General features: G+C 56.8%; 2 pseudogenes. One reads left to right on the forward strand and one right to left on the reverse strand.

Going from position 1 to position 736, the window contains the following annotated elements:
* Positions 1 to 255 (forward strand): annotated as a pseudogene (locus E1N52_RS43925) (IS256 family transposase); the annotation flags it as partial.
* 343 nt (positions 256 to 598) lie between these two features.
* On the opposite strand, the pseudogene E1N52_RS43930 reads toward E1N52_RS43925, so the two are convergent.
* Positions 599 to 736: pseudogene (locus tag E1N52_RS43930) on the reverse strand (IS5/IS1182 family transposase); the annotation flags it as partial.

Below are 736 nucleotides of genomic sequence, written 5' to 3' on the forward strand. Positions count from 1 at the left end.
TGGCAGCATGTGCGGACCACGAATCCAATCGAATCGACGTTTGCGACGGTACGCCATCGCACGAGCCGCACGCGTAACTGTCTGTCGCGCGCGACCTTCCTCGCCATGGCGTTCAAGCTGATTGAAGCGGCCGAGCAGGGCTGGAGGAAGATTCGCGGTGCCGAGAAAATTGATCAGCTTCTGAAGGGTGTTCCCTTCAAAGACGGAACCCCGGTGATTGATAGCACACCGGCTCCTCAAGCGCTGGCCGCCTGATCATGCCGTCCCGCCCGCGTACACCACTATTGACGATTGCTCGATACTGCTTTCAGAGACGTCAGTCCTACCTGAAGGACGTTCGCGACTTGTGGTCCAAGTTGGCTAACGCGGTCCAAGATGCGATTCAATATACGCACCTCAGCTCGCCGAAACAGTCTGAATATGCGTGCGTCCTGAAAACCCTAACAGGCCGCTGAAATACAGCCCAACGGAGACGGCCTTGTTCCGCTTACGCGGCTCCTGCCGCAAAATTTTTCAGATTGCGCAATCTCAACGCGAATTCAACGTTGTTTCGGCGGTTTGAGGCTACTTTTTTGGCCTCATTGCCGCTTTCCCGCCACTATGGACGCACCTGTGCCAGCGATCGCATGCGCACAAGGTTGTAGGCCGCCATATTCAACACGAACATCTGGTCCACCTTCTTCAAGCCACGCACCATCACCTGGCGCATGCGCCCCACGGTCTTGGCCCAGCCGAA

The sequence above is a fragment of the Paraburkholderia guartelaensis genome (assembly GCF_004353905.1).
Lineage (GTDB): Bacteria > Pseudomonadota > Gammaproteobacteria > Burkholderiales > Burkholderiaceae > Paraburkholderia > Paraburkholderia guartelaensis.